Genomic DNA, 23,155 nt, shown 5'->3' with positions numbered 1-23,155 from the left:
TGCGCCGGCACGGAAGGGGAGTATCCCACGGGCCGGATCGCTGATTCGCCCCGGCAATAGCGTCGTCAGCACGGGCCACATGCCCCGGCGCTATCGGTCACTTCGAGGCACCCGGCCTCGGCGCGACGGGAGAGACTTTCGGTGACGTTCACCGTCTACCGGAGGTTCCCGTATGCATGTACCCCTTTGGGTCTGGCTGGCCACGATTGCCGGCATCACTGCGCTATTCGTCTTCGATTTCGTCGCTCACGTGCGCAAGCCGCACGAACCCTCTTTCCGAGAAGCCGCCTGGTGGTCGGTGTTCTTCATCGCCCTCGCCGTGGTCTTCGGTGCGGGGCTCTGGTGGGTCTGGGGGGCGCAGCATGGCGCCGAATACTTTGCCGGCTTCATCACCGAAAAAAGCCTGTCGGTCGACAACCTCTTCGTCTTTCTGATCATCATGTCGAAGTTCGCGGTGCCGCGAGCCTATCAGCAAAAGGCGCTGCTCATCGGGATCATCATTGCCCTGATCCTGCGCGGGCTGTTCATCGCCGTCGGGGCGGCCGCCATTGCTCAGTTCAGCTGGGTGTTCTACCTGTTCGGGCTGTTCCTGCTCTACACCGCCGTCCAGCTGGCACGCGAGGGAACGGGAGAGCACGACGAGAACGAGGCCTATGAGCCCAACGCCATGGTGCGCTGGGTGCAAAAGCGCCTGCCCGCGACGGACGAGTTCGACGGCGACCGCCTCTTCAGCGTCAAGACCGGCAAGCGTCTGGCGACACCATTATTCATGGTGGTCATCGCTCTCGGCATGACCGACGTACTCTTCGCGCTGGACTCGATTCCGGCGATCTTCGGGCTGACCAAGGAGCCCTACATCGTCTTCACCACCAACGCCTTTGCGCTGCTGGGGTTGCTGCAGCTCTACTTCCTCATCGGCGGGTTGTTGAAGCGACTGGTCTATCTCAGTCTGGGGCTATCGTTCATTCTGGCCTTCATCGGCGTGAAGCTGATCGTCGAAGCGATGCACACCAACAGTCTGCCCTTCATCAACGGCGGCGAGCCCGTGCATCTGGTGCCGGAGATTCCGATCTGGCTGTCGATGACGATCATCCTCGGCACGCTGGTGATCACCACGGTCGCGAGTCTGATCAAGAGCCGTCATCACGCCGGGGGCGTGTCCGATTCGCACTGAAGACGCCTGCCCGAGCATGCCTTCCCGACACGCTACGGCGCGGCGTTTCGCGCCTCGCCGTAGAGTCGATGCAGCAGTCCCCTCATCGTCTCCATCGGACGCGCGCTCTCGGGGCCGGGCGGCAATGTCCCGGGCCGAAAACCCGCGTCCAGGAATCCCGTCAGCAGAGCCGGGTCGCCACTGATGACATGGATCGGCACGTCTCGTCCCGGGTTGCTGCCGATCACCGCCGGAGCAGCCTGATGGTCGCCGAGCACGATCAGCAGGGTGTGATCGTCGACGTAGCGACTCGCGAAGCCGGCTGCCGATGCCAGGGCATAGTCGATGGCGGGGGCGTAGTAGTCGCGCATCCGATCCGGGTCCTGCCATAGCGTGGCGTAGTCGTCACCGACACCCGTCCAGCGCGCAAACGCCTTGCCATCGCCGAGCGAGTGCCAGTCGTCGAGCGGCTCGATGACGGGATACCAGGGCGCGTGGCTGGATAGCGTGGCGAGCTCGGTGAAGGTCGGCGAGCCGATCCCAGTCAGTGCGTATTCGGCGACGCGCTGCCAGGTGAACTGATCCGGCATGCTCGCCCAGCCAATCGGGGGGCCGCGGTAGTGCATCGAATTCTCTGTGTGGATGGCGTCATAGCCATAGCGTTCGCCCTCCGGCCAGGCGCGGGTGATCCCCGGCATCACTGCCAGCGTGCGGTGGCCGGTGGCGGCGAAATCGTCGATCAGCGTCGGCCGCGAGCGGTTCATCATCAGCTCGAAACGAAGCTGTGAAGTGATCGGCAGGCCGCTGAGGAAGGTCGCGTGGTTGAGCCAAGACTGCCCGCCGAGCGTTGCTGCCGTCACGCGTCCGGTGACCACCGAGAGCCCGGCGTCGTCGAGTGTCCGCTGCAGTGATGCCAGGCGCCGCTTCACGGTCCCGGCGAAGGGATCACGCTCGATCGCCGCGACCCCGTAGGACTCGATGAAACCGAGGATGACATGGATGTCAGCAAGCCCCGAGAGCGGCAGGCCCTCGGCGGGGTAGGGTGTCTCTGCTGCCAGTCGTTCGCCGAAATTATCCAGTGCGATCCGGGTGTCGAGAGCGCGCTGCCACTCGAAGTCGATGAATCCCCACACCGGCCGACCGATCGACGATATCGCGGCCTTGGCAGCGCTTTCCGTGGCTTCGCTCTCACTCAGCGGCACGATGCCCGCGAGACCGCCCACGCCGAGCACGGTCAGGCCGAGCGCCAGGGGCCAGGGCGTGTTGTGCCCGTGGAAGCTGCGCAGCAGGTGCTGTAGCCCGAGCCCCAGGAGGAAAGCGGCGATACCCAGCGCGACGATGAGAGCCGTCGCCACGACCATGCCCAGATTGGAGACCATGAGCTCGATCAGAATCGGGATCAGGCCGAGGTCGGTATAGAGATTGAGCGAACGGCCCTGCATGCGCTGCACCAGCGTGTCACCGATCGCACAGAGCGCGATGACGACGGCGAAGAGCGCGATCGCGCCCGTCAGCCAGCGGCGGCCGCGGAAGGGCGGCAGTAGCGCGGCGAGACCGACGCTTGCCACGGCCTCCAGTGCCAGCGCGTGGGCCGGAGGAAAACCCGCCCACGGGAACTCGAGGGCGAGGAAAACGCCGTTCAGCACCGCCAGGGCGACCAGTAGCGCCAGCAGCGGCGAGCGACGAAACGGTGAGCGCATAGGAGATCCTTGAAGCGATCCAGTGGTTGAGCCAACGCCTGGACGAGCCGACGGAGCGTGTGGGGGGCCGACAGCTGCCAGGGCACGTCGGGCGTCTGGTGATCGCGTCTGCTGCCCGAAAGTGAAGTCGGCGGCGGTTGGGGCCGACGAGGTCGGGCAAAGCGCTTACCGAGCCGTTAAACTGATCGCCATCACCGTAACGACTCATCTTTTCATCGACTCTACACAAGGATGCGACACATGGCTCACGCGCAAGAGCTGATTCTCGAGCCTGCCAATCAGCGCGAGGCCGATGCCTGCGTGATTCTGCTTCACGGCCTGGGTGCCGACGGTCATGACTTCGAGCCGCTGGTGCCGGCGCTCGGCCTGGACGACGCTCTCGCGATCCGTTTTGTGCTGCCTCACGCGCCGCAGCTGCCAGTCACCATTAACGGCGGTACGCCGATGCCTGCGTGGTACGACATCCTGGAGATGAACCTCGGGCGCCGGGTCGACGTGGCGCAGCTTCGCGCCTCCGCCGAGCGCGTTCATGCCTTGATCGACGCCCAGATCGAAGCGGGCATCGACAGTCGTCGCATCGTCATCGCCGGCTTTTCGCAGGGCGGTGCGGTCGCCTACGAGGCGGCGCTTTCCTACGCCCAGCCACTGGGCGGGCTGCTGGCGCTGTCGACCTACTACGCCACTGCCGACAGCATCGCGCCGGCCGAGGCCAACCGGAGCGTGCCGGTCGAGGTGCATCACGGCACCGCCGACCCGGTGGTGCCGGAGAGCCTGGGCCGGGAGGGGGCCGAGCGTGCCGAGGCGCAGGGCTATCCGGTCACCTATCGCACCTATGAGATGGGCCACAGCCTCTGTCCCGAGCAGGCAGGCGATATCGCCAAATGGCTCTCGGACCGGCTGGGCTGACACCGTGAACAGTATGGACAAGATCGGCTCGCAGGCGAACGACGCGCTGACCAGCCCGGCCGCCCAGCGCAACCGCGAGCCCATAGCCGAGGTGCTACGCCAGGTGTTGCCGGAGACCGGCCGGGTGCTCGAGATCGCCAGCGGCAGTGGCGAGCACGCCCTGCACTTCGCTGCCGGCTTCCCGACCCTCGAGTGGTTGCCCTCCGACGCCAGTCCCGAGGCGCGGCGTTCCATCGCCGCCTGGCGGCGGACAGCGGGGCTTGGCAATCTCGCCGAACCGCTGGCCCTCGACGTGACGTCCGACTGGCCGGTCGAAGCGCCTCTCGCAGCCATCGTCTGTATCAACATGCTGCACATCTCGCCATGGTCGGCGAGCGAGGCCCTGTTTGCCGGCGCCGGACGCACGCTCGGCGAGGGCGCGCCGCTCATTGTCTACGGTCCGTTTCGGAAGCAGGGGCAGCACACCGCGGCAAGCAATGCGCGGTTCGACGCCGATCTGCGCGCACGGGATGCCAGCTGGGGCATTCGCGACCTCGAGGCCGTTGATGCCCTGGCGGAGACAGCGGGGCTGGTGCGAGAGGCCGACTACTCGATGCCTGCCAACAATGCCTGTCTCGTCTGGCGTCGCCGGGCGTGCTAGGCCGCGGTCCGCTACACTCAATGCCAACCGTCAGCGACTAGGAGGATTCACGCGATGTCGGACTTTTCCGAAGAATTTCGCATGCCCAAAGGGTGCCCGAACTGCGACAGCCACTCGATGAAGGTATCGCAGGCGAAGAACGACGATGATCATGTCTACTGCACCTCGTGCAATACCGACGTCTGCACGTGGGAAGACGCGCAGCGCATCATGGCAGAAACGCCACGCACCGAGGCCGAGCAGCTGATCGAGGACGTCAAGAACAACAAGAAACCCGGCACTCAGGAGAACCACTGACGTCGAGATCGCGCGCGACAGGCGATCCGCCTCGGTTCAATGACAAACGCCCCGGCAAGCCGGGGCGTTTGTCGTTTCTGGGTTGATGGGTCGAGCGTTAGAGCAACTCCTCCGCGGCGAGCGCAAGACGCGAGCGTTCGACGCTCTTGAGCGTGATGTGGCCCGCGTGAGGCCAGTCACGGAAGCGTTCGACGACGGCAGCCATGCCGCAGGTGTTGGCGGTCAAATAGGGGGTGTCGATCTGCCCGACGTTGCCCAGACAGACGATCTTGGTGTTGCGCCCGGCTCGCGTGATCAGCGACTTGAGCTGTTTGGGCGTGAAGTTCTGCGCTTCGTCGATGATCAGGATGGTGTCGTTGAGTGTGCGCCCTCGCATGAAGGTCGGCGAGCGGATCTGGACCCGCGAGCCGATAAGCTGGCGAGTCGCTCCGTCACTCCAGCTCGTCGAACCCTCCCGTTCGTCGCGCAGGAGATTGTCCATGTTGTCGTGGAAGGCGCCCATCCAGGGCGACATTTTCTCCTCCTCCGTGCCGGGCAGAAAACCGATGTCCTCACCCATGGGGATCGGCGCGCGAGTGAAGACGATGCGCTCGAAGCGCTTGCCGTCGAGCGTCTGCTGAAACGCCGCGGCCAGCGTCATGAAGGTTTTGCCGGTGCCGGCGCTGCCGGCGATGGTCAGGATGTCGATCTCCGGGTCCATCAGCAGGTTGAGAGCGAAGTTCTGCCGGCTGTCATGGGCGTGAACGCCCCAGACGCCGTCGTGATGCCGATAGTTGGTCAGAAGCTCGAGCGTGGCGCGCTTTTGCCCCAGGCTTCTGACGATCGCTTCGAAGTCGGCCCCGTTTTCGCTGTCGGCGACCAGCATGCCGAGGTGCCAGGCGTCGGGGATGTTTCCCTCCAGGTGGTAGCGAGTGTGTCCTTCGGTTCGCTCGACCAGCACATCGACGTCCAGCGACTCCCAGAGCCCTCGTCCGCCTCGTCCCGCTTCGACGTAAACCTGGGCCCCTTCGATCATGGTGTCGAGGTCATCGAAGGCTCGATCGTTGAGATAGTCCTCTACCGGGACCTTGAGGGCGGCGGCCTTGACCCTCAGATTGATGTCCTTGGTTATCAGGATGACAGAAGCGTCGGGGCGTTCGTCACGCAGCCGGCAGGTTTCGGCGAGAATGCGATTGTCCGGCGAGTTCTCCAGTGTCTCCAGCGGCGCGAGATCCGAGTAGCAGAGAAAGCGCAGACGTCCCGCGGGGTCGCCGGTGACGCGGGGAATGGGAATGCCTTGCTGAATCTGTTGCGGGGTGACGTTGGCTGTCAGGTCGGAGAGGGTTCGGCTGATCTGTCGGGCGGTCCGCGCGATCTCGCGCATACCGTTTTTATGCTTGTCGAGCTCTTCGAGCACCGTCATGGGGATGACGACATCGTGTTCGTCAAAGTGGTAGAGGGCAGCGGGATCGTGAATCAGGACATTGGTGTCCAGCACGTAGAGCCTGTGGGCCTTCTTGTCGATTCGCACCATCGGCAAAAGCACTCCTGTGAGATCAAGGCGTCTCGACCCTGACAGAGTGCAGCGACAAGTCGGTCTCCGCCTTGTCCGCTCCATCAGTGCCGCGATATCGGACATCAGGGAAGGGGCTTCGGCGTTACCTCTCTAGCGAGTGGCTTCTCCTGCAGAATGACGCGGTCTGACCAAAAGTGCCAGTGTCATGAACGCGTCCATCGACCGTGGGGATTCTCGGCAGGTGAGGTGCCATGGCTGGCTCGCCGAGGATTCGGTGTCAAGACGACAAAAAAGCCACCCGAGGGGTGGCTTTTTCAGGCGGCGATACCGTGTTCGAACGTCGAGCCGTCAGATGCTGTCGTCCGCTCGCTGGTCGTTTTTGACGTTGACGTTGGCGAGAGCGGGTTCGTCGTCTCCCCCCTGATCGAGTTTGGCCAGCAAGTTTTCCGACTCGCGCTGGAAGGCAGCCAGGGCATCGCCACTCAGACTCTGGGACTCCGGCAGCGGCACGCGCATGGCGTCGACCTGACGGTCGTTGACCAGGACTTCGTAGTGCAGGTGGGGGCCAGTCACTCGCCCGGTACTGCCGGACAGTGCGATCTCCTGGCCCATCTCGACGCGATCGCCGGGGCTGACCTCCGTCTTGCTCAAGTGGAGATAACGCGTTTCATAGCCGTTGTCGTGCTGGATGAGAATGTACTTGCCCGCGATGGGGTGATTGACAACCCGTTCGACTCGGCCGGCCGCCGGTGCCTCGATCGGGGTGCCGGTACGCATGGCGAAGTCGGTGCCCTTGTGCGGACTGATGCGGCCGGTCACCGGATGGTGGCGGCGCAGGTTGAACGGCGAGCTGATGCGATAGCTTCCTTCGAACGGGTAGCGGTTGAAGGCAGGATCGAGGCTGTTGCCGTCCGGGGTATAGAAGTGATCGTCGGCGCTGTTGCGGATCACCGTGAGATCCATGCGCTGGCCCTGATACTCGGCTGCGAGGATCTTGGAGTCCAGCGACTTGCCGTCGATCATGTCGGCCTCGACCAGCACCTGAAACTTGTCGCCAGCGCGGGCGTCGCGACGAAAATCGAGTTTCTTCGAGAGGACCTGGACGAGCTTGGAGACCTCGCTCTGGGAGAGCCCGGTCGACTGGGCCGACGCGGCAAACGAGCCGTTGACGGTGCCGCTGAACATCCGCTGCGTCGCTTCGGTCGCATTGACGATCGGCGAGTACGCGAAATCGTTATCGTCGACATCGCGCTCGATCAAGTAACCGTCACGCGGATTCTTCATCACTCTGAGTGCCAGAAGCTGACCACTTTCGTCGAGCTTGTAGTCGAAGCTCTTGCCGACACGCCAGCGGGTCAGCACCTTCTTGTCCGGCACGGTGTCCAGAATCTGCATCACCGTTGAGTAGTCGAGCCCCAGTGTTCGCTCGGCGGTCAGTGCGAAGGAGTCGCCGCGCTGAATCGTGTAGCTCTGCCATGAAGGAACATAGTGCTCATGGGAGGCGATTTCGTCGCCGAGCTGAGTGTCGCCGCTGGGATCGAGGGTCGTGTCGAAGGACCAGTCCTCATAGGAGGTGCCACCGATATTGCCCGCTTCCGCCGCGAGCTGGGGAGAGTCGTCACTCAGGCTGATTGCCAGTGCCACCACGTTGGCGGCCAGCGTCGGGGAAGCGAGGTCCAGGCTCTGGACGGTCGGCACGTCAGTGTCGGCGCGGGCGCTCGGAATGACATCGACGTCGAGCACCTCCAGCGGCTTGAGGTCGGCCAGCGGGATGTCATTGGACAGCGCAGCAAGCGGCGGGATCGACAGCGAATCGCCCACTCCATTGGCCGAATGGCCAATCGAATGAGATAGCGTTGTCGTTGCCAATGCTTGCGTCGTGGCAGCGGGATCCTCAGCGGAATCGAAAACCCCAAGTATTTTTTGCGTACCCAGCACGGTGACCATTGTGGCGACCGGAAGTAGTAGCACCTTGTGCGCGCGGGGTAGCGAACGAAAAATTCGCAACATGAAAGTGAAGGCCCGAAGAAAAAATAGATGACAGAAACCATCAAGGCCGGGGAACCTTAACCTAACGCGGTGTTAACTGCCTAGTCTGTATTTATATACACCGCTGTAAGCCCCGTGCCACGCGGCTTCTTTGAAAACTCGGTATCACGTCTAGTGCTTCGTCGACTAATGGTGTGGACGCACTTTAAAGTGAGAAAAGTGGCTCAATTGCACCAATATGGTGCTTGATTCCAAGCCCAATTCTCTTTGATATCTGATCTCGTAAAAGTGTTGTATCACTTTAATTCCGGCCGCCATTGAGACGTTCGCTTCCGATGTTATTCTGCGTGACGTTTTGTCACCTACCGAGGTCGCGCGGCAAGTGTGACGCACACCGCGATACATTAGGGCATCGAGGGTTACCGTGGGAATGCCCCATCGTGACTGATACCAGGAGAGAGAGCGTGCCGAAAGTCACCTTGCTTCAGTGGCAAATGCTGGCGGCGGTAGCCGATCACGGTGGTTTTGCCAAGGCGGCAGAAGTGGTCCACAAAAGTCCCTCCACCCTCAACCACGCGATCCACAAGATCGAAGAGCAGTTAGGTGTGCGGCTTTTCGAGCCTCGCGGGCGCCAGGTGGTGATGACGGAAGCCGGACGCATGCTGCTGCGCCGAGCGCGGCAGGTGATCGAGAGCGCGGCGTCGCTCGAGGAGGTCGCCGAGCACCTGGCGGGCGGTCTCGAAGCAGAGGTCGTGCTGGCGGTCGATCAGGTCTTTCCCCGGGATGCGCTGGCGGCGGCACTGCTCGGTTTTTCGCAGCGCTTTCCCCACGTCAGAGTGCAGTTACACGAGACCGTACTCAACGGCGCTGTCGAAATGTTGTATGAGTCTGCTGTCGAGTTGGCGATCTCCGGCGTTAACGCGCAGGGCTTTTTGGGCCAACCGCTCGTCGATGTGCCGTTTGTCGCCGTAGCGCATCCCGATCATGAGCTGCATCGTCTCGAGCGGTTACTCGACCTGCGTGATCTCGAGCGCCACCGCCAGATCGTTACCCGCGACTCGGCGACACGTCATCGTGCCGATATCGGATGGCTCAAGGCGGAGCAGCGCTGGACGGTCAGCCATCTCTCGACCTCGGTCGACATGCTCAAACGGGGGCTGGGCTTTGCCTGGGTGCCGCAGACCGTGATTCAGCCGGAACTCGATGCCGGTACCCTGAAACCCTTGGCACTGCGCATCGGGGCCACCCGCCACGCCACGCTTCAACTCTATTATCGCGATCTCGACAGTGCCGGGCCGGCCACTCGCGCGCTCGCAGGGGCGCTGGTAGAGGCGTCGTCGTCGAGCGGCACCAGCCTGGTCCGCGACTGTGTCCACGGCGACGGTGACGGCGAGCCGCGTTGACAGTGTGGCGCGCGCCGCGCCGGCATTGGATCGAGGGCGTCGACCGCCTACGCTATACCCACTGTTGATGGGCGACGCCATTTGCGACGCCCAGCCATTAATGAACGCGAGGAGAGTTTCATGGGATTGCTGATTAACGGCGAGTGGCGCGATCAGTGGTACGACACGGCGGGCAATGGCGGCGAGTTCGTCCGTGAATCCGCCAAACTGCGTGACTGGGTGAGTGCCGATGGCAGTCCCGGGCCAGAGGGCCAGCCCGGCGTTCAGGCGGCGCCCGATCGCTTTCACCTCTACGTGTCGCTGGCCTGTCCCTGGGCGCATCGCGCGCTGATCCTGCGCCAGTTGAAAGGGCTCGATACGCTCATCGGCGTCTCCCATACCAGCCCGCTGATGCTCGATCAGGGCTGGTCCTATCACGTTGACGAAGGGTCGAGCGGCGATGAACTCAACGGCGTCGAGTTTCATCGTGAGCTGTATACGCTCACCGACCCGCGCTACACCGGCCGGGTCACGGTGCCGGCGCTATGGGACAAGCAAGAAGGGCGAATCGTCAGCAACGAGTCGGCGGATCTGGTCCGCATGTTCGATGCCGCCTTCGATGCGTGGACCGACAACCGGCTTACGTTCTATCCGGAAGATCTGCGCGAGACGATCGATGCGGTCAACCAGGACGTCTACGACAACGTCAACAACGGGGTCTACAAGACGGGGTTCGCCACCGAGCAGGGGGTCTACGAAAAGCATTTCACGGCGCTGTTCGACTGTCTCGACCGTCTGGAATCTCGTCTGGCGGAGAACCGTTACCTCGCCGGTGCCTGGCTGACCGAGGCGGACATCCGTCTGTTCACCACGTTGATTCGTTTCGACGCCGTGTACCACGGCCATTTCAAGTGCAACCGCCAGCGAATCGCTGACTATCCTAACCTCTCCAACTACCTGCGCGAGCTTTATCAATGGCCCGGCATCGCCGAGACGGTCGACTTCGATCACATCAAGCGCCACTACTACTATAGCCACCCGATGATCAACCCGACGCGAATCGTGCCGGCCGGACCTGCGCTCGACCTCGAGCGGGAGCACGACCGCGAGCGGTTGACGGGCTATGGGATTCGCGAGCGCGACTGAGTGACGCCAGGGCGGTTTCGAGGCAGGGGGGCGGGACATCCGCTCCGCCCGGGCCGTTTGGCCCAAAGTGCCTAGGCGTTACGCCGCAGCCAGCGATCCAGCGCGTTGGCAAACTCGCGGCGATCGACATCGCTGTAGGCCGAGGGGCCTCCGGTCTGCTGCCCGCTGGCGCGTAGCGTCTCCATGAAATCGCGCATCTGAATCTGGGCGCGAACGTTGTCGGCGCTCAAGGGGTCGCCACGGGTCGTCATCACGTCGGCGCCGCGCTCGATGACTTCTCCGGCGAGCGGCAGATCGCTGGTCACGACCAGGTCGCCGCGGGCGACGCTCTCGACGATGGCCTGGTCGGCGGCGTCGAAGCCATGCGCGACGGTCCATGATTTCACCCAGGCCGACGCCGGTAGCGGCAGGGCATGGTTCGCCACCATCCAGGTGACCGTCTGCGTACGCTCGGCGGCGCGCAGGATGATCTCGCGAGCGGGCCGCGGGCAGGCGTCGGCGTCGATCCAGAGTGTCGGCATGGGCTGTGGTCCAGTGATCGGGGAGTGCAGCCGTTCAGTCTACGCGATCGGGGCGAGCGTGACGCGGGGCGTGGCATTGCCTCGCGCCGACCGGCACCGCGATGCATCGCCGGGCCGTCCGCTCGGGTGTGTCGACCGTTGCCCACGGTCTCTTGTAGGAAATTTACCAACAAGGTGGAGAATGCCATTCGCCAATGGTATAGTGCCGCCTCCTCGCATGTGTTGACCCCGCCATCCTGCCGATATGTCTGCAACCCACGCCATCGACGGGTAAGTCGATGCCACTACCGGACGTATCTTTTTTACGACGCACGGCACAAGCCGGTTTCTGCGTCCGGATGCAACGATGGAGCGCTTCAATGATCGTGTTCTTCACGATCGGGCGCATTCAGGTCGCCACATAAGTCATCGACGCAGCCTCAGGGTGCTTGCGTTGGATGCGATGCCAGGTGCGACCGGCATCCAGCGGACCTCGAGTTCGCGATGCCACGACATTTTCGCCGGTGCCCTGCCGGCTACTCCAAGGTGTGAAATGACCTCGACCGACGCGACGCCGAAGTTCGGCGATCTGGCGCTATTGCCGGAAGTACTGTCTGCCCTCGATACGCTGGGCTATGAGACACCGTCACCTATTCAGACAAAGACCATTCCGGCGCTGCTCGAGGGCCGGGACGTGCTCGGCCAGGCGCAGACCGGTACCGGTAAAACGGCCGCCTTCGCACTGCCGCTGCTCAGCCGAATTGAACTCGGCCGCCGCGAAACGCAGGTGCTGGTGCTGGCACCGACCCGTGAGCTCGCTCAGCAGGTCGCCGTTTCGTTCTCCAAATATGGCCAGAACCTCAAGGGTCTGGAAATCGCCACGCTCTGCGGTGGCCAGGAATACCGTGAACAGCTCTCCGCGCTCAAGCGTGGCGCGCAGGTTGTCGTCGGCACGCCGGGTCGTGTGATCGATCACCTCGACCGCGGCAGCCTCAAGCTCGAAGGCCTGTCGGCGCTGGTGCTCGACGAAGCCGACGAGATGCTGCGCATGGGCTTCATCGACGACGTCAAGCGCGTCGTTTCCGAGACGCCGGAAGGCTCTCAGCGCGTGTTCTTCTCGGCGACACTGCCGAGCGAGATCGAGCGCATCGTCAATCGCTACCAGGTTGACCCGGTCAAGGTGGCCATCGAGTCCAAGACCAGCACGGGCGAAAACATCGAACAGCGTGTGGTTCGCGTCGAAGGGCCGAGCAAGCTCGAAGCGCTCGCTCGCGTCCTCGAAGTCGAGCCGGTCGATGCCGCCATCGTCTTCGTGCGGACCCGTGCCGCCTGCACCACCCTGGTCGAGCAGCTCACCGCGCGCGGCGTCAATGCCGCCGGGCTCTCGGGCGATCTCGACCAGAGCCTGCGTGAGCGGACCGTTACCCGCCTGAAGCGCGGCAAGGTCGATGTGCTGATCGCGACCGACGTCGCCGCTCGTGGCCTCGACGTGCCGCGTATCACGCACGTGATCAACTACGATCTGCCGCAGGATTCGGAAGCCTACATCCACCGTATCGGTCGTACCGGTCGTGCGGGTCGTAACGGCACCGCGATCACCTTCGCCGGCGGTCGTGAGACCCGCAAGGTGCGCTGGGTCGAGCAGGCCACTGGCCAGGCAATGACTGAAATGCCGCTGCCGGACGAGTCGGCGATTCGTTCACACCGTGACGAGAGCTTCAGCGCTCGCCTGCGTGAAATGCTCGACGCCGGGGGCGACCATCAGCGTGCGCTGATCGAGAAGCTGGTCGAAGAGGGGCATGACCCCGTCGATCTGGCCGCGGCACTCGCCACGCTAGCGCGTGCCGGTGAAGCGCCTATCGGTCGCATTACCGCTGGTCCGGCGCGTCGCGACAACGGTCGTGATGGCGGCCGCGACGGTGGCAACCGCGACCGTGCTCCGCGTCGTCGCGAAAGCGGCCCGCGTGAAGGCATGACGCGCTATCGCGTCTCTGTCGGTCACAAGGACGGCATCAAGCCGGGTCAGCTCGTCGGCGCCCTCGCCAACGAAGGTGGCATCGAAGGCGCGCGTATCGGTCGTATCGATATCCGCAACGCCTTCTCGGTGGTCGAGCTGCCGAGCGGTCTGCCCTCCAGCATCCTGGCGAAGATGTCGCGCGCTCGCGTCGGCGGTCGCACGCTGGAGATCGCCGAGGACCAGGGCGCACCGGAACGTGCACCGCGTCGTCGTAACGACGGCGATGCGCCGGTTCGTCGCTCGCAGGCCTAATCGCTAGCCGATCGCGCCAGGCAGAACGCCGCTCACCTCAGGTGGGCGGCGTTTTTTTATGTCTGACTGAACGTCAGTGGGGAAGTAGCGTGACGCTCAGGTTACCGGCAGCGCGTTGTGACGTCTCAGCTCGCGAATCAGTCCGCTGTGGTCGAGCTCGCCGTCACCGTGGTCGAGCATATCGCCGAATAGCGCATCTGCGGACTGGCTGACAGGCAGGTCGAGACCCAGTGTCGTCGCGGTCTCCAGTGCCGTGCGCGTGTCCTTGTGCTGCCATTTGGCGGGGCCGCCAGGGGCAAAGTCCCGCTCGATCATGCGCTGGCCATGAAGTTGCAAAATCCGCGAATCGGCAAAGCCCCCCAGGAGCGCCTCACGCACTCGGGCCGGGTCGGCGCCGCCGCGCTCGGCGAGCAGAAGCGCCTCGGCCACGGTGGCAATGGTGTTGGCGACGATCAGCTGATTGGCGAGCTTGGCGAGCTGACCGCAGCCGGCGGGTCCGACGTGGGTCGGCCGTCCCAGGCAGCCGAATACGGCCGCGAGTCGGGCGAAGGCGGTGGCTTCACCGCCGGCCATGATGGCCAGCGTGCCGTCGATGGCGCCGCGTTCCCCCCCGGAGACCGGCGCGTCGAGATAGTCCACGCCGTGCGCCGAGGCGGCGGCCGCCTGTTGCTCGGCGCTCGCGACCGGTATCGAACTCATCACCACCAGCGCACTGCCCGGCGTCATCGCGGCAATCAACCCCTCATCGCCGAGCAGCAGGGCATCACAGACCGGCCCGTCGCTGAGCATGACGATGACGATATCGGCATCCGCCCCTGCCCTGGCGCTCGGAAGGGGTGTCACGTCGAACGCAGCGAGAGCCTCGAGTTTGGCCGCCGTCCGGTTCCAGGCGCTGACTGTGTGGCCGGCGGCAGCGAGATTGCGGGCGATCGGCGTCCCCATCAGGCCGGTGCCGATGACGGCGATACGCGTGGGTGAAGTCATGCCGTTCCCCTGAGATCGAGTCGGTGTCGAGTAAAGGTGAAGTAGATTGGCAGTGGATGACGCGTGGCGGGTGCCACGCGTCATGTCACGGCGGCGGTGCCGGCAGAATACGCCCGGGGGCGATCAACCCGCGCGGGTCGAGCAGGTGCTTCAAGCCGCGCATCAGTTCGAATTCCGGCGCTGAGAGATGCTCGAGAAAGGGCGCCTGCTTCAGCCGGCCGATGCCGTGCTCGGCACTGATGCTGCCGTCGAAGGTGGCAACGATATCGAAGAGGATCGTCTCGAGCTCGTGGAGCAGCGCTGGCCTTTCGGCTTCCGGCATTGCCGTCGGCGGCAGGATGTTGAAATGCAGATTGCCATCCCCGATATGCCCATAGGCGATGACCGTCGCGTCGGGACAGGCATCGAGCACCGCTTGGGTTGCCCGCTCGTGGAACGCCGGCAGCGAGGAAATCGGCAGCGAGATATCGGTTCGAAGATGCTCACCGGTTTTGCGCTGACCTTCGAGCATCGCCTCGCGAATCAGCCAGAGCTGCTGCGCCTGGGTCTCGCTCGCGGCGAGCACACCGTCATCGAGCAGTTCCTGCTCCATGCCACGCTCGAACAGCGTCTCGATCATCGCGTCGAGATCGGCGGGACCGCTGGCGCTCACTTCGAGCAGCACGTAGGTGGGGTGTGCCGTATTCAGCGGGTCGCGCAGGTCCGTCGATGCCTCCATCGCCAGCTCCAGGCAGCGCCGGGGAATCAGCTCGAACGCTGTGAGCAAGTCGCAGCAGCAGCGCCGGGCCAGCGCGTAGAGCTTGAGTACCGCCTCGATGTCGTGGCAGGCAAGCAGCGCCGTGCGGGTTACCTGCGGGCGGGGAAAGAGCTTGAGCACCACCCCGGTGACGATGCCCAGTGTGCCCTCGGCACCGATGAACAGCTGCTTGAGATCGTACCCGGTGTTGTTCTTGTGCAGCGCACGCATGCCGCTATAGATGCGCCCGTCCGGTAGCACCACCTCCAGCCCCAGCACCAGCTGGCGGGTCATGCCGTAGCGCAGCACGTTCAGCCCGCCGGCATTGGTGGCGACGTTGCCGCCGATCTGGCAGCTCCCCTGGGCGCCGAGGGAAAGTGGCAGATAGCACTCCGCTTCCTCGGCGGCTTCCTTGAGCGTCTGCAGCACGCAGCCGGCGTCGGCGCTCAGCGTGAAGTTGATCGGGTCGATCTCGCGGATCGAGGCGAGCCGCTCAAGGCTGACCACCAGCTCCGGGATCTCCTCGTCCGGCATGGCGCCGCAGACCAGGCCGCTGTGCCCACCCTGGGGCACCAGCGGCACGTCGTTACGGTGGCAGTAGCTCACTACCTCGGCGACCTCGGCGGTCGAGGCCGGGCGTACCACCGCCAGCGGCACGCCGCCGGTGCGACCGGTCCAGTCGGTGCGATAGCGCGCCATCGCCTCGACCTCGGTGAGAACGCCGCGCTCGCCCAGCAGCGCGCGGAGGTCGGCGATCAAGGTGTCGCGGGTCGACATGGTTCTCTCCTCGCTCAGCGGTACCACAGCACTAGGCCGGGGAAGACAAGAAACAGCGCCAGCAGCGCCAGCAGGGTGAAGTAGAACGGCAGCAGGCTCTTGACCAGACTCTCCATCCCGACCTTGCCCACGCCGCAGCCGACATAGAGCACCGTGCCAACGGGGGGCGTGATCAGGCCGATCCCCAGCACGAAGGACATCAGCACGCCGAAGTAGACCGGGTCGATGCCGAGCTTCACCACCACCGGCGTCATCAGTGGCGCCAGAATCACCATCGCCGGCGTCAGATCCATGAAGAACCCGACGACCAGCAGAAAGGCGGTGAGCAGCAGCAGCAGCAAAAACTTGTTGTCGGTGAGCGCGGAAAGCGTCGCCACCAGCTGCTGAGGAATCATGTTGGCGGTCAGAAGCCACGCCAGCACGCTGGCGAAGGCCAGCAACAGCATGACCACGCCCGTGAGACGCCCGGTCGCGATGCAGAGCTGGAAAAAGCGCTTCAGGGTCAGGCTGCGGTAGATCACGAACGACACGACAAAGGCGTAGACCAGTGCAATAGCGGCGCTCTCGGTCGGTGTGAACACCCCCGAGAGAATGCCGCCAACGATGATCACCGGAAGCAGCAGGGCGAGTATCGACTCCTTCAGCGCGCTGACGAGTTCGGGAAAGGAGAATGACTGACCGCGCCCGTTCTTGCGCGACTGCACGTAGGTGGTCGCCGCCAGACCCAGGGTAATCATCACCCCAGGCACGATTCCGGCGAGAAACAGCTGGGAGATCGAGGTATTGGTGACCACGCCGTAGAGAATCATGGGAATGGAGGGCGGAATGATAATGCCCACCACCGATGCCGCGACGACGATCGCTGTCGCCAGTGGAGCGCTGTAACGATGCTCTTTCATCGGTCCGATCATCATGCTGCCCACCGCCGACGCGTCGGCGACCGCCGAGCCGCTGATGCCACCGAAGAACATCGACGTCAGGACAGCGACCTGACCCAGGCCACCGGCGACGAAACCCACCAGTGCGCTCGCCAGGCGAACCAGTCGTGTGGCGATGCCGCCTTCGCTCATCACCTCGCCGACCAGGATGAACAGCGGAATGGCGAGCAGCGGAAAGGAGTCGAGACCGTTGACTGCCTGCGAGATCAGCGGCGACAGCGCGTAGTCCGCCTCGAAGAAGATGAATAGCGTAATGGCCGCGAGGCCGAACGAGATCGGCATGCCGATGACGATGCAGATCGCCAGACCGACCAGAATGCTCCAGAGAATCATGACGTTTTCCCTCGCAGCAGTGAGACCAGCGCCACGGTGTTGGCGATCAGGGTCAGAATCGCCATCACCGGCATGGCGCTGTACAGAAAGGCGTGAGGGATGCCGAGCATCGGAGTGGCGCTGGTGTAGCCCGAGATCAGCTCGCGGAAACCGAGCAGCACACAGATGCAGACCACGTAGACGATGGCGATGGCGAGCAGGCTCAATACTTTCTGCAGGCCCGCCGGAGCCTTGTCACGGAAGAAGGTGACGGCGACGTGCTCGCGGTCGAGACTGCCGACGCCGGCGCCGAGAAGCACCAGCCAGATGAAGAGCACCCGGGAGAGTTCTTCCGCCCAGGTGTAGGAGTAGTTGAGTACGTAGCGTCCGAAGACGTTGGCAGTCACACAGAAGACCACGCCCAGCACCAGGATTCCGAGGGCGATCTCGAGGGTCAGTTTCAGCCAGCCGAGTAGCGGCCGGGCAGCGGGTGAATCGGCGTTCATCGTGGGCTTCCTCGACGGAGTGACGGAGATTGAGAGCGCCAGCGTCGGCAACAGCGCCCGCCGCCGGGCCCGACCACGCGCGAGCGGCGTCGGCTTGACCGGGCGTGAGTGGCGGCGGGCTCGATAAGGGAGCGAGGCCGCGCGTCGGCGGCCCCGGGGGTCACTGCTGTTCGGCTGCGGAGCGGATGCGATCGATCAGATCGCCGCCGATCTTGTCGCGCCACTGGGCGTAGACCGGTTCGAGCGTCTCCTGGAAGACCGACACCTGCTCCGGTGTGAGGGTGGTGATCTCCATGCCGCTGTCGGCCAGATCCTGCTTGATCTGATCGCTCATGCTGCGGCTCACCTCACGCTCGTAATCCCCCATGTCGCCGGCCGCTTCGCGGAGCAGGCCCTGATAGCTTTCCGGGAGGCGATTCCAGAACCGCTCGGAGACCAGCGTGATGAATGGGGTGTAGACGTGGTTGGTTTCCGTGGCGTACTGCTGAACCTCATTGAAGCGCGAGGACTTGATGGTGTTCCACGGATTCTCCTGACCGTCGACCACGTTCTGCTCGAGCGCGGTGAAGAGTTCGGCGAAGGACATCGGTGTCGGATTCGCGCCCAGCGTGCGCCAGATGTCGAGGTGGATCGGGTTCTGCATGGTGCGGATCTTCAGTCCTTCGAGATCCGAGGGCTCGCTCACCGCCACGGTGCTGTCGGTCAGCTGACGATAGCCGTTCTCCGCCCAACCGATGGCGACCAGCCCCTTCGACGACGCCTCTTCGAGCATCTGCTGGCCGATCTCGCCGTCGAGCACGCGGTCGGCGTCTTCCGGCTGCGGGAACAGGAACGGCAGGTCAAAGACCGCGAACTGCGGGAACATGCTGACCATCGGCGAGGTCGACGGCGCGGTCATCTCGAGGGTCCCGGCCTGCAGCGCGCTGACGGACTGCAGGTCGTCACCGAGCTGGGCGCTGTGGAACATCTCGACGGTGATGTGGCCGTCGCTGCGCGCTTCGACGATCTTCTTGAAGTACTCGAGTCCGCGGTATTGGGCGCTGGATTGCGTCAGCCCGATATTGAACTTGAGGTTGTAGTCATTGCCGTCGCCCTCGACGACGTCACCCTGAACCTCCGGGATCGGCGGCATTTCGGTAGCGGCGTGGGCGGCAACGGCGGTGAAGCTCATGGCGGCCGCCGTGACCAGCGCGGCGAGCGGTCGCCCGGCGCGCTGGGCGAGATGGGAGAAGGGGAGTGCGGTTGTTTTCATCGTGGGACTCCTGACTGGCGCGAGTGCGTTGTGGAACGTTTGTCGTCTACAGCGGTGTCGCCCTGGCGACGGTCTTGCGGGTGAGGCGAATCAGCTCGCCGGCGGCGCATCACGCCAGGCCGGTCCCTCGGGAAACCGGTGCTCGGCGAGCGAGGCGGACTTCATGGTCACGCCGTAGCCGGGAGCGTCCGGGACGAGATAGCGCCCGTTGCGGATCGTCACCGGATCGACGAAGTGCTCGTGAAGATGGTCGACGTACTCCAGCAGGCGCCCCTCGAGATCTCCCGAGACCGCGATGTAGTCGAACATCGAGATATGCTGGGTGTATTCGCAGAGCCCGACGCCGCCCCCATGGGGACAGACCGGAATCCCGTACTTGGCGGCCAGCAGCACGACGACGATCACCTCGTTGAGCCCGCCGAGGCGTGCGGCGTCCAGCTGGCAGTAGTCGATGGCGCCAGCCTGGAAGAGCTGCTTGAACATCACCCGGTTGTGGCAGTGCTCGCCGGTGGCCACGCCGATCGGCGCGAGACGCCGACGAATCTCCGCGTGGCCGAGAATGTCGTCCGGGCTGGTGGGCTCCTCGATCCAGTGCGGATCGAATTCGGCGAGCTTCTCCATATTGGTCACCGCTTCGTCGACGTCCCACATCTGATTGGCATCCATCATCAGCGTGCGCTCGGCGCCGATCTCGTCCCGCAGGATGGCGGCACGCCGGCAATCCTCATCGATATCGCCGCCCACCTTCTGCTTGAAGTGCCCCCACCCCTCGGTCAGTGCTTCGCGGCAGAGTTTGCGCATCTTCTCTTCCGAGTAGCCGAGCCAGCCGGCGGAGGTGGTGTAGCCGGGGTAGCCGTGCTCCCGGAGCCACGCCTCGCGGTCGGCCTTGCCGCTCTGCTTCTCCTCCAGCAGTGCAATCGCCTCTTCGGGGGTGAGCGCATCGGTGACGAAGCGAAAGTCCAGGCAGGCCACCAGCGCTGCCGGGCTCATGTCGGCCAGCAGCTTCCACACCGGCTTGCCTTCTTGCTTGGCCCAGAGATCCCACACCGCATTGATCATCGCCGAGCAGGCGAGGTGAATGACCCCCTTCTCCGGGCCGAGCCAGCGAAGCTGGCTATCGCCGCTGGTGAGATCGCGCCAGAACGCACCCATATCGTCGGTAATCGACGCCAGCGTGCGTCCCTCGAGTCGCGAGGCGAGCGACTGCACCGCCGCCACGCAGACCTCGTTGCCGCGACCGATGGTGAAAGTCAGACCGTGGCCCTCGATACCGTCGTCGGCATCGGTGTGCAGGATGACGTAGGTCGCCGAATAGTCCGGGGCGGCATTCATCGCATCCGAACCGTCCAGCTCTCTGGAGGTGGGGAAGCGGATATCCTGCACGTCGACGCGTTGGATGGTGGGGCTCAATGCGGTGCTCCTTGTCGTATCGCTACGGAATCGTGACGGTGAATGACTGCCGGCATCGTCTACTCGAACGTTGCGAGACGTCATGCCTTTAATCGCCGGGATTGATACCCGGTTTCAATTACCGATAAGAACTGAAATGGCATTCGAGTCACGAATTAACTGTCGATTATCTAAACGTCTAATCGCTGGCTTTCGCATCATCGACTAGCGGCAAATAACGGGAAATCTCCAGTGCATTTTCAACGTGCTTCTTCTTCTCTTTACCTCACCAATCCGGACCTTTTTTGACGCTCTTACTGTCAGTGACTGCGTTGTCACGGTCGCCGTGGTATCGATGTTGCGTTGCGCTGGCAGTGATTTCCTGACTGATCGCAAACGCGAGAGCCGTCAGGTGTTTCCATGACGTTGAGGTCAGCGTACGGGAGGCAGGGCGGCGGTAACCAATCGTTTTTTTTGCCACGCGAATAACGCAAGGTTATCGTTTATGACCAAAGCCTAAGAGCGGAAGACTCGATGTCCCACGATAGTCGAATTCACATCAAGAGCTGGTTGCGAACCAAGCATCTCGTGCTATTGGTGGCGTTGGACGAAAGTCGTAACCTTCATGCCACCTCTCGGCGGATGAGCATGAGTCAGCCGGCGGCGAGCAAGATGCTCAAGGACATCGAGAATTTCTTCGGAATGACACTCTTTCTGCGTCAGACGCGCAGCATGGAGCCCACCGACGCCGGCGAGCTGCTGGTGCGCTACGCGCGCAGCATTCTCAATGACACTGACCGGCTGATCGACGACCTCGTGTCCCTGCGTGAGGGCGGCCAGGGCAATCTGATCATTGGTGCCGTCCCGGGGGCAGCGCCGGTGCTGCTGCCGCAGGCGATCAATACGCTCAAGCGTGAGCGGCCTCGCCTGGTGGTGCGCGTGTTCGAGAACTCCAGTGACCAGCTCCTGGGGGATCTCGAGTACAAGCGTCTGGACCTGGTCGTGGGACGGCTGACGGAACCTGCGCAGCGTCATCTTTTCGACTTCGAACCGCTGGCGGCTGAGCCGGTCTCGCTGGTCGTGCGTGCGGACCATCCGCTGGTCCTGGGAGAGGCCGATACCACCACCGCCCGCACGCCGACCCTGTCGGAGATCGTGCGCTGGCCCTGGGTGATGCATCCGGTGCAGAGTCCCATGCGCGGGCGCTTTGAAGCGGCGCTGGCGGAGGCGGGTGTCGCCTCGCCGCGCAACGTCATCGAGACCACGTCGACGCAGACGACACTGCAGCTCATCGGCTCGTCGGACGCCATCGCCCTGATGCCGACCTCAGTGCTGCGCACGGCGGTCTCCGCCGGGCGGTTCGTGGCGTTGCCGCTCACGGTGGGCGAGCCGCTGGGCTATTACGGCATCCTCACGCGCAAGGGCGAGGATCGCTCGGAGGTGGTGCGAGCGTTCCTCGAGACGCTCGACGCGCTGGAGCGCGCCGGCCAGGGTTGATCCCGATCCGGGGTGATCCCGACGTCAATGACGCCGGGGGCCCGTGCCGGATGATCAGCGCCCGGCAAGGTGGGCGATCAGCGCACCGATACCGAAGGTCCAGGGTGGTAGCCGGTCGCTGCGGTCGACGACGTTGCTCAGTTTGCCCAGCGTCGGCGTCGAGATGGTGACGCGATCATTGATGTGATGGGTGAACCCCTGGCCCTCGCCGTCGCGGTCCTGGATCGGCGAGAACATGGTGCCGAGAAACAGCATGAAGCCGTCAGGATACTGGTGGTGCGTGCCCCGTGTCTGGCGCACCAGATCCAGCGGGTCGCGGCTGATCTCGCGCATGTCGCTCTCACCCTCGAGGACGAAATCATCATCGTCGCCGTCGATCCGCAGCGATACCTTGGCCGTGCGCACGTCGTCGAGGGTGAAGTCGTCGTCGAAGAGGCGAATGAAGGGGCCGAGCGCGCAGGAGGCGTTGTTGTCCTTCGCCTTGCCCAGCAGCAGGGCGCTGCGTCCCTCGATGTCACGCAGATTGACGTCGTTGCCGAGCGTGGCGCCTTGCGGCTCGCCGGAGGCATCCACCGCGAGCACGATCTCGGGCTCCGGGTTGTTCCATTTCGAGGCCGGGTGCAGGCCGACGCGGCTGCCGTGACCGACCGACGACAGCGGCTGGCCCTTGGTGAACACTTCTGCATCGGGACCGATGCCCACCTCCATGTACTGCGACCAGCCACCGCGCGCCTGCAGCTCGGCCTTCAGTGCCATCGCCTCGTCCGAGCCGGGCTGGATGCGTGACAGGTCGCCCCCGATCAGCGTCTGGATCTCGTCACGAAGTGCCGCTGCCCGCTTGAGGTCGCCGCCGGCCTGCTCCTCGATCACACGCTCCAGCAGACTCACGGCAAAGGTCACGCCGCAGGCCTTGACCGCCTGGAGATCGCAGGGGGCGAGCAGATAGGGCGCCGTTCTGGTGTCCTCGAGGCTGCCGCTTGCCTGAGAGTCGGCGAGGATGTCGGCGAGCGACCCGATGTCGGGTGCCTCGACATCACGGACCAGCGTGGTCGCGTCGTCCCGCTCGAGCAGCTCGGAGACCGTGGCGACGTGGGCGGAGAGATCGACGAGACGCTCGCCGCGAACGGCGACCACCGCGGGGCCATCGCCGCGGCCATCGCATCGCGCCTCACGCCGGAGCCAGACGCGGCCAATGAGCAGCGCGCGCGCCGCATCCGTGGGAAGGGTGTCGAGCGGGTCGGGATGGCGGGGCATGGTGGCTCCTGAATCGGAAAAGGGGAGTGAAAA

The 23,155-nt window shown here is 64.1% G+C and carries 19 protein-coding genes; 8 read left to right on the top strand and 11 right to left on the bottom strand.

Annotation, left to right across the window (positions count from 1 at the left end):
* Positions 1–172: 172 nt before the first annotated feature.
* Positions 173–1,174, top strand: coding sequence for a TerC family protein (locus DOM41_RS10105; protein WP_110686747.1), 1,002 nt, complete (start codon positions 173–175; stop codon positions 1,172–1,174).
* A gap of 32 nt (positions 1,175–1,206) precedes the next feature.
* On the opposite strand, the gene DOM41_RS10100 is transcribed toward DOM41_RS10105, so the two are convergent.
* A complete protein-coding gene (locus DOM41_RS10100; protein WP_110686746.1) occupies positions 1,207–2,853 on the bottom strand; it encodes an alkaline phosphatase family protein in 1,647 nt (548 codons plus the stop codon).
* 240 nt (positions 2,854–3,093) lie between these two features.
* Here DOM41_RS10100 and DOM41_RS10095 point away from each other — a divergent pair, with 240 nt between their 5' ends.
* Genes DOM41_RS10095 through DOM41_RS10085 form a run of 3 tightly spaced genes read left to right on the top strand, consistent with a single transcriptional unit; the run spans position 3,094 to position 4,696 of the window.
* Positions 3,094–3,759 carry an alpha/beta hydrolase gene (locus tag DOM41_RS10095; protein ID WP_110686745.1) on the top strand — a complete coding sequence of 222 codons (666 nt, stop codon included), beginning with the start codon at positions 3,094–3,096 and terminating at the stop codon, positions 3,757–3,759.
* 13 nt (positions 3,760–3,772) lie between these two features.
* The gene (locus DOM41_RS10090) at positions 3,773–4,399 is read left to right on the top strand and encodes a DUF938 domain-containing protein (protein ID WP_110686744.1); all 627 of its coding nucleotides are present in this window, start codon (positions 3,773–3,775) and stop codon (positions 4,397–4,399) included.
* Between the two features lie 54 nt (positions 4,400–4,453).
* Complete coding sequence (locus DOM41_RS10085) at positions 4,454–4,696, top strand: hypothetical protein (RefSeq protein WP_110686743.1); 243 nt, start codon at positions 4,454–4,456, stop codon at positions 4,694–4,696.
* 97 nt (positions 4,697–4,793) lie between these two features.
* Here DOM41_RS10085 and DOM41_RS10080 read toward each other — a convergent pair whose 3' ends face one another.
* On the bottom strand, positions 4,794–6,209 hold the full coding sequence (locus tag DOM41_RS10080; RefSeq protein ID WP_110686742.1) for a PhoH family protein: 1,416 nt from the start codon (positions 6,207–6,209) through the stop codon (positions 4,794–4,796).
* Between the two features lie 330 nt (positions 6,210–6,539).
* Positions 6,540–8,012, bottom strand: coding sequence for a peptidoglycan DD-metalloendopeptidase family protein (locus tag DOM41_RS10075; protein ID WP_342588150.1), 1,473 nt, complete (start codon positions 8,010–8,012; stop codon positions 6,540–6,542).
* Positions 8,013–8,644: 632 nt separating this feature from the next.
* Between DOM41_RS10075 and DOM41_RS10070 the strand changes: the two genes are divergently transcribed.
* Both DOM41_RS10070 and DOM41_RS10065 read left to right on the top strand, forming a co-directional pair.
* The gene (locus tag DOM41_RS10070) at positions 8,645–9,583 is read left to right on the top strand and encodes a LysR family transcriptional regulator (protein ID WP_110686740.1); all 939 of its coding nucleotides are present in this window, start codon (positions 8,645–8,647) and stop codon (positions 9,581–9,583) included.
* 120 nt (positions 9,584–9,703) lie between these two features.
* Complete coding sequence (locus DOM41_RS10065; protein ID WP_110686739.1) at positions 9,704–10,708, top strand: glutathione S-transferase family protein; 1,005 nt, start codon at positions 9,704–9,706, stop codon at positions 10,706–10,708.
* A 71-nt stretch (positions 10,709–10,779) separates the two neighbouring features.
* Here the strand turns inward: DOM41_RS10065 and DOM41_RS10060 are convergent, their stop codons facing one another.
* The gene (locus DOM41_RS10060) at positions 10,780–11,229 is read right to left on the bottom strand and encodes a YaiI/YqxD family protein (RefSeq protein WP_110686738.1); all 450 of its coding nucleotides are present in this window, start codon (positions 11,227–11,229) and stop codon (positions 10,780–10,782) included.
* A gap of 532 nt (positions 11,230–11,761) precedes the next feature.
* Between DOM41_RS10060 and DOM41_RS10055 the strand changes: the two genes are divergently transcribed.
* Complete coding sequence (locus DOM41_RS10055) at positions 11,762–13,477, top strand: DEAD/DEAH box helicase (protein WP_110686737.1); 1,716 nt, start codon at positions 11,762–11,764, stop codon at positions 13,475–13,477.
* A 96-nt stretch (positions 13,478–13,573) separates the two neighbouring features.
* Here DOM41_RS10055 and DOM41_RS10050 read toward each other — a convergent pair whose 3' ends face one another.
* From DOM41_RS10050 to DOM41_RS10025, 6 genes are all read right to left on the bottom strand, one after another.
* Positions 13,574–14,461 carry an NAD(P)-dependent oxidoreductase gene (locus tag DOM41_RS10050; RefSeq protein WP_110686736.1) on the bottom strand — a complete coding sequence of 296 codons (888 nt, stop codon included), beginning with the start codon at positions 14,459–14,461 and terminating at the stop codon, positions 13,574–13,576.
* An 85-nt stretch (positions 14,462–14,546) separates the two neighbouring features.
* On the bottom strand, positions 14,547–15,974 hold the full coding sequence (locus DOM41_RS10045) for an FAD-binding oxidoreductase (RefSeq protein ID WP_110686735.1): 1,428 nt from the start codon (positions 15,972–15,974) through the stop codon (positions 14,547–14,549).
* A gap of 14 nt (positions 15,975–15,988) precedes the next feature.
* Positions 15,989–17,245 (bottom strand): TRAP transporter large permease, encoded by a 1,257-nt coding sequence (locus DOM41_RS10040; protein WP_110686734.1) that lies wholly within the window; start codon positions 17,243–17,245, stop codon positions 15,989–15,991.
* A complete protein-coding gene (locus DOM41_RS10035) occupies positions 17,242–17,730 on the bottom strand; it encodes a TRAP transporter small permease (protein WP_110686733.1) in 489 nt (162 codons plus the stop codon). The genes DOM41_RS10040 and DOM41_RS10035 overlap by 4 nt, the downstream gene beginning before the upstream one ends.
* Positions 17,731–17,890: 160 nt before the next feature.
* Positions 17,891–18,982: a TRAP transporter substrate-binding protein gene (locus DOM41_RS10030; RefSeq protein ID WP_110686732.1), complete on the bottom strand. Its 1,092-nt coding sequence runs from the start codon at positions 18,980–18,982 to the stop codon at positions 17,891–17,893.
* 90 nt (positions 18,983–19,072) lie between these two features.
* Complete coding sequence (locus tag DOM41_RS10025) at positions 19,073–20,392, bottom strand: L-fuconate dehydratase (protein ID WP_245391802.1); 1,320 nt, start codon at positions 20,390–20,392, stop codon at positions 19,073–19,075.
* Positions 20,393–20,905: 513 nt separating this feature from the next.
* Between DOM41_RS10025 and DOM41_RS10020 the strand changes: the two genes are divergently transcribed.
* Entirely contained in the window at positions 20,906–21,868 is a 963-nt protein-coding gene (locus DOM41_RS10020) for a LysR substrate-binding domain-containing protein (RefSeq protein WP_110686730.1), read from the top strand.
* A gap of 54 nt (positions 21,869–21,922) precedes the next feature.
* Here the strand turns inward: DOM41_RS10020 and DOM41_RS10015 are convergent, their stop codons facing one another.
* Positions 21,923–23,122, bottom strand: a complete 1,200-nt coding sequence (locus DOM41_RS10015) for a fumarylacetoacetate hydrolase family protein (RefSeq protein ID WP_110686729.1) — start codon at positions 23,120–23,122, stop codon at positions 21,923–21,925.
* Positions 23,123–23,155 lie beyond the last annotated feature (33 nt).

The organism is Salinicola aestuarinus (assembly GCF_003206645.1).
In the GTDB taxonomy this organism is placed as follows: Bacteria; Pseudomonadota; Gammaproteobacteria; order Pseudomonadales; family Halomonadaceae; genus Salinicola; species Salinicola aestuarinus.
Note: the sequence above shows the minus strand (reverse complement) of the source record. Positions and strands in the feature narration are given on the sequence as shown.

Excerpts from the sequence above, each read along its gene's own strand:
- DOM41_RS10020 (WP_110686730.1), top strand. The coding sequence starts at position 20,906 with ATGTCCCACGATAGTCGAATTCACATCAAGAGCTGGTTGCGAACCAAG.
- DOM41_RS10080 (WP_110686742.1), bottom strand. The coding sequence starts at position 6,209 with ATGGTGCGAATCGACAAGAAGGCCCACAGGCTCTACGTGCTGGACACC.
- DOM41_RS10100 (WP_110686746.1), bottom strand. The coding sequence starts at position 2,853 with ATGCGCTCACCGTTTCGTCGCTCGCCGCTGCTGGCGCTACTGGTCGCC.
- DOM41_RS10090 (WP_110686744.1), top strand. The coding sequence starts at position 3,773 with ATGGACAAGATCGGCTCGCAGGCGAACGACGCGCTGACCAGCCCGGCC.
- DOM41_RS10060 (WP_110686738.1), bottom strand. The coding sequence starts at position 11,229 with ATGCCGACACTCTGGATCGACGCCGACGCCTGCCCGCGGCCCGCTCGC.
- DOM41_RS10105 (WP_110686747.1), top strand. The coding sequence starts at position 173 with ATGCATGTACCCCTTTGGGTCTGGCTGGCCACGATTGCCGGCATCACT.
- DOM41_RS10035 (WP_110686733.1), bottom strand. The coding sequence starts at position 17,730 with ATGAACGCCGATTCACCCGCTGCCCGGCCGCTACTCGGCTGGCTGAAA.
- DOM41_RS10050 (WP_110686736.1), bottom strand. The coding sequence starts at position 14,461 with ATGACTTCACCCACGCGTATCGCCGTCATCGGCACCGGCCTGATGGGG.
- DOM41_RS10065 (WP_110686739.1), top strand. The coding sequence starts at position 9,704 with ATGGGATTGCTGATTAACGGCGAGTGGCGCGATCAGTGGTACGACACG.
- DOM41_RS10095 (WP_110686745.1), top strand. The coding sequence starts at position 3,094 with ATGGCTCACGCGCAAGAGCTGATTCTCGAGCCTGCCAATCAGCGCGAG.
- DOM41_RS10040 (WP_110686734.1), bottom strand. The coding sequence starts at position 17,245 with ATGATTCTCTGGAGCATTCTGGTCGGTCTGGCGATCTGCATCGTCATC.
- DOM41_RS10015 (WP_110686729.1), bottom strand. The coding sequence starts at position 23,122 with ATGCCCCGCCATCCCGACCCGCTCGACACCCTTCCCACGGATGCGGCG.
- DOM41_RS10030 (WP_110686732.1), bottom strand. The coding sequence starts at position 18,982 with ATGAAAACAACCGCACTCCCCTTCTCCCATCTCGCCCAGCGCGCCGGG.
- DOM41_RS10085 (WP_110686743.1), top strand. The coding sequence starts at position 4,454 with ATGTCGGACTTTTCCGAAGAATTTCGCATGCCCAAAGGGTGCCCGAAC.
- DOM41_RS10055 (WP_110686737.1), top strand. The coding sequence starts at position 11,762 with ATGACCTCGACCGACGCGACGCCGAAGTTCGGCGATCTGGCGCTATTG.
- DOM41_RS10045 (WP_110686735.1), bottom strand. The coding sequence starts at position 15,974 with ATGTCGACCCGCGACACCTTGATCGCCGACCTCCGCGCGCTGCTGGGC.